Here is a 5150-nt window from a genome sequence, read left to right as displayed (position 1 = left end):
TGAGGACAAGCCCTCGGCCTATTAGTACCGGTCAACTCCACCCCTTACAGGGCTTCCATATCCGGCCTATCAACCCAGTCGTCTACTGGGAGCCTTACCCTCTCAAGGAGGTGGGAGTCCTCATCTCGAAGCAGGCTTCCCGCTTAGATGCTTTCAGCGGTTATCCTTTCCGAACGTAGCCAACCAGCCATGCCCTTGGCAGGACAACTGGCACACCAGAGGTTCGTCCGTCCCGGTCCTCTCGTACTAGGGACAGCCCTTCTCAAGACTCCTACGCGCACAGCGGATAGGGACCGAACTGTCTCACGACGTTCTAAACCCAGCTCGCGTACCGCTTTAATGGGCGAACAGCCCAACCCTTGGGACCGACTCCAGCCCCAGGATGCGACGAGCCGACATCGAGGTGCCAAACCATCCCGTCGATATGGACTCTTGGGGAAGATCAGCCTGTTATCCCCGGGGTACCTTTTATCCGTTGAGCGACGGCGCTTCCACAAGCCACCGCCGGATCACTAGTCCCGACTTTCGTCCCTGCTCGACCCGTCGGTCTCACAGTCAAGCTCCCTTGTGCACTTACACTCAACACCTGATTGCCAACCAGGCTGAGGGAACCTTTGGGCGCCTCCGTTACCCTTTGGGAGGCAACCGCCCCAGTTAAACTACCCATCAGACACTGTCCCTGATCCGGATCACGGACCCAGGTTAGACATCCAGCACGACCAGAGTGGTATTTCAACGACGACTCCACCTGAACTGGCGTCCAAGCTTCACAGTCTCCCACCTATCCTACACAAGCCGAACCGAACACCAATATCAAACTGTAGTAAAGGTCCCGGGGTCTTTCCGTCCTGCTGCGCGAAACGAGCATCTTTACTCGTAGTGCAATTTCACCGGGCCTATGGTTGAGACAGTCGAGAAGTCGTTACGCCATTCGTGCAGGTCGGAACTTACCCGACAAGGAATTTCGCTACCTTAGGATGGTTATAGTTACCACCGCCGTTTACTGGCGCTTAAGTTCTCAGCTTCGCCACCCCGAAGAGTGACTAACCGGTCCCCTTAACGTTCCAGCACCGGGCAGGCGTCAGTCCGTATACATCGCCTTACGGCTTCGCACGGACCTGTGTTTTTAGTAAACAGTCGCTTCTCGCTGGTCTCTGCGGCCACCCCCAGCTCACCGAGTAAATCGGATCACCAGTGATGGCCCCCCTTCTCCCGAAGTTACGGGGGCATTTTGCCGAGTTCCTTAACCATAGTTCACCCGAACGCCTCGGTATTCTCTACCTGACCACCTGAGTCGGTTTAGGGTACGGGCCGCCATGAAACTCGCTAGAGGCTTTTCTCGACAGCATAGGATCATCCACTTCACCACAATCGGCTCGGCATCAGGTCTCAGACTATGTGTGAGGCGGATTTGCCTACCCCACGTCCTACACCCTTACCCCGGGACAACCACCGCCCGGGCTGGACTACCTTCCTGCGTCACCCCATCGCTTACCTACTACAAGTCTGGTTCGTCGGCTCCACCACTCCGACCTCGTCCGAAGACTCAGCCGGCGGCTTCACGGACTTAGCATCGCCTGATTCGATATTGGGCGTTTCAAAGCGGGTACCGGAATATCAACCGGTTGTCCATCGACTACGCCTGTCGGCCTCGCCTTAGGTCCCGACTTACCCTGGGCAGATCAGCTTGACCCAGGAACCCTTAGTCAATCGGCGCACACGTTTCTCACGTGTGTATCGCTACTCATGCCTGCATTCTCACTCGTGAACCGTCCACAACTCGCTTCCGCGGCTGCTTCACCCGGCACACGACGCTCCCCTACCCATCCCAGCGGGCGTTGGCCCTCATGCTGGAATGACACGACTTCGGCGGTACGCTTGAGCCCCGCTACATTGTCGGCGCGGAATCACTTGACCAGTGAGCTATTACGCACTCTTTCAAGGGTGGCTGCTTCTAAGCCAACCTCCTGGTTGTCTCTGCGACTCCACATCCTTTCCCACTTAGCGTACGCTTAGGGGCCTTAGTCGATGCTCTGGGCTGTTTCCCTCTCGACCATGGAGCTTATCCCCCACAGTCTCACTGCCGCGCTCTCACTTACCGGCATTCGGAGTTTGGCTAAGGTCAGTAACCCGGTAGGGCCCATCGCCTATCCAGTGCTCTACCTCCGGCAAGAAACACACGACGCTGCACCTAAATGCATTTCGGGGAGAACCAGCTATCACGGAGTTTGATTGGCCTTTCACCCCTAACCACAGGTCATCCCCCAGGTTTTCAACCCTGGTGGGTTCGGTCCTCCACGAAGTCTTACCTCCGCTTCAACCTGCCCATGGCTAGATCACTCCGCTTCGGGTCTAGAGCGTGCAACTCGATCGCCCTGTTCGGACTCGCTTTCGCTACGGCTTCCCCACACGGGTTAACCTCGCTACACACCGCTAACTCGCAGGCTCATTCTTCAAAAGGCACGCAGTCACGACTGACAGCACAAGTGCTGCCAGCGACGCTCCCACGGCTTGTAGGCACACGGTTTCAGGTACTATTTCACTCCGCTCCCGCGGTACTTTTCACCATTCCCTCACGGTACTATCCGCTATCGGTCACCAGGGAATATTTAGGCTTAGCGGGTGGTCCCGCCAGATTCACACGGGATTTCTCGGGCCCCGTGCTACTTGGGTGTCTCTCAAACGAGCCGTTAATGTTTCAGCTACGGGGGTCTTACCCTCTACGCCGGACCTTTCGCATGTCCTTCGCCTACATCAACGGTTTCTGACTCGTCTCATTGCCGGCAGACAATGAAAGAGAGATCCCACAACCCCGTATGCGCAACCCCTGCCGGGTATCACACGCATACGGTTTGGCCTCATCCGGTTTCGCTCGCCACTACTCCCGGAATCACGGTTGTTTTCTCTTCCTGAGGGTACTGAGATGTTTCACTTCCCCTCGTTCCCTCCACACTGCCTATGTGTTCAGCAGCGGGTGACAGCCCATGACGACTGCCGGGTTTCCCCATTCGGAAACCCCCGGATCAAAGCCTGGTTGACGGCTCCCCGGGGACTATCGTGGCCTCCCACGTCCTTCATCGGTTCCTGGTGCCAAGGCATCCACCGTGCGCCCTTAAAAACTTGGCCACAGATGCTCGCGTCCACTGTGTAGTTCTCAAGCAACGACCAGCCACCCATCACCCCACCCTTCAGGGTGAGTTCACTGGGGCCGGCATCCCGAAGGACGAGCAACGCTCGCACCCTCAGACACCCAACAGTGTGCCCGGCCCTCCCGCCGTCCCCGTATCTGTGTTCCACGCCGAAGCAGTACTGACAGACCAGAGATGGTCAAGAGTGCCGAATAATCAACGTTCCACCCATGAGCAACCGTGCGAGTCATTCGCTCGCAGTCGGCCATGTGCTCCTTAGAAAGGAGGTGATCCAGCCGCACCTTCCGGTACGGCTACCTTGTTACGACTTCGTCCCAATCGCCAGTCCCACCTTCGACAGCTCCCTCCCACAAGGGGTTGGGCCACCGGCTTCGGGTGTTACCGACTTTCGTGACGTGACGGGCGGTGTGTACAAGGCCCGGGAACGTATTCACCGCAGCAATGCTGATCTGCGATTACTAGCAACTCCGACTTCATGGGGTCGAGTTGCAGACCCCAATCCGAACTGAGACCGGCTTTTTGAGATTCGCTCCGCCTCACGGCTTCGCAGCTCTTTGTACCGGCCATTGTAGCACGTGTGCAGCCCAAGACATAAGGGGCATGATGACTTGACGTCGTCCCCACCTTCCTCCGAGTTGACCCCGGCAGTCTCCTGTGAGTCCCCATCACCCCGAAGGGCATGCTGGCAACACAGAACAAGGGTTGCGCTCGTTGCGGGACTTAACCCAACATCTCACGACACGAGCTGACGACAGCCATGCACCACCTGTATACCGACCACAAGGGGGGCACCATCTCTGATGCTTTCCGGTATATGTCAAGCCTTGGTAAGGTTCTTCGCGTTGCGTCGAATTAAGCCACATGCTCCGCTGCTTGTGCGGGCCCCCGTCAATTCCTTTGAGTTTTAGCCTTGCGGCCGTACTCCCCAGGCGGGGAACTTAATGCGTTAGCTGCGGCACCGACGACGTGGAATGTCGCCAACACCTAGTTCCCAACGTTTACGGCGTGGACTACCAGGGTATCTAATCCTGTTCGCTCCCCACGCTTTCGCTCCTCAGCGTCAGTAATGGCCCAGAGATCCGCCTTCGCCACCGGTGTTCCTCCTGATATCTGCGCATTTCACCGCTACACCAGGAATTCCGATCTCCCCTACCACACTCTAGCCTGCCCGTATCGAATGCAGACCCGGGGTTAAGCCCCGGGCTTTCACATCCGACGCGACAAGCCGCCTACGAGCTCTTTACGCCCAATAATTCCGGACAACGCTTGCGCCCTACGTATTACCGCGGCTGCTGGCACGTAGTTAGCCGGCGCTTCTTCTGCAGGTACCGTCACTTTCGCTTCTTCCCTGCTGAAAGAGGTTTACAACCCGAAGGCCGTCATCCCTCACGCGGCGTCGCTGCATCAGGCTTTCGCCCATTGTGCAATATTCCCCACTGCTGCCTCCCGTAGGAGTCTGGGCCGTGTCTCAGTCCCAGTGTGGCCGGTCGCCCTCTCAGGCCGGCTACCCGTCGTCGCCTTGGTAGGCCATCACCCCACCAACAAGCTGATAGGCCGCGGGCTCATCCTTCACCGCCGGAGCTTTCAACCGCAGACCATGCGATCCGCAGTGTTATCCGGTATTAGACCCCGTTTCCAGGGCTTGTCCCAGAGTGAAGGGCAGATTGCCCACGTGTTACTCACCCGTTCGCCACTAATCCCCTCCCGAAGGAGGTTCATCGTTCGACTTGCATGTGTTAAGCACGCCGCCAGCGTTCGTCCTGAGCCAGGATCAAACTCTCCATGAATGTTTACCCGTGATCGGGTGCACATCCGAAGAGCGGAACAACCGGTCGGAATAAGACCGGTCGTTCACAGCGTCCTCGCTGTGATTGCCACCCCGCGAGCGGGATGGACTTTTTCAAAGGAACCTCGACCATCCGAAGATGGACGGGGTATCAACATATCTGGCGTTGATTTTTGGCACACTGTTGAGTTCTCAAGGAACGGACGCTTCCTTTG

General features: G+C 57.4%; 2 rRNA genes. Both read right to left on the bottom strand.

The annotated features are described in order from the left end of the window. Position 1: 1 nt before the first annotated feature. Positions 2-3126 (bottom strand): 23S ribosomal RNA (locus tag ACTMTU_RS35880). Between the two features lie 282 nt (positions 3127-3408). Then, a 16S ribosomal RNA gene (locus ACTMTU_RS35875) occupies positions 3409-4936 on the bottom strand. The 16S and 23S rRNA genes sit together here, the layout of an rRNA operon. Positions 4937-5150 lie beyond the last annotated feature (214 nt).

The organism is Streptomyces sp. OZ13, assembly GCF_052068155.1.
Classification (GTDB): Bacteria; Actinomycetota; Actinomycetes; order Streptomycetales; family Streptomycetaceae; genus Streptomyces.
Note: the sequence above shows the minus strand (reverse complement) of the source record. Positions and strands in the feature narration are given on the sequence as shown.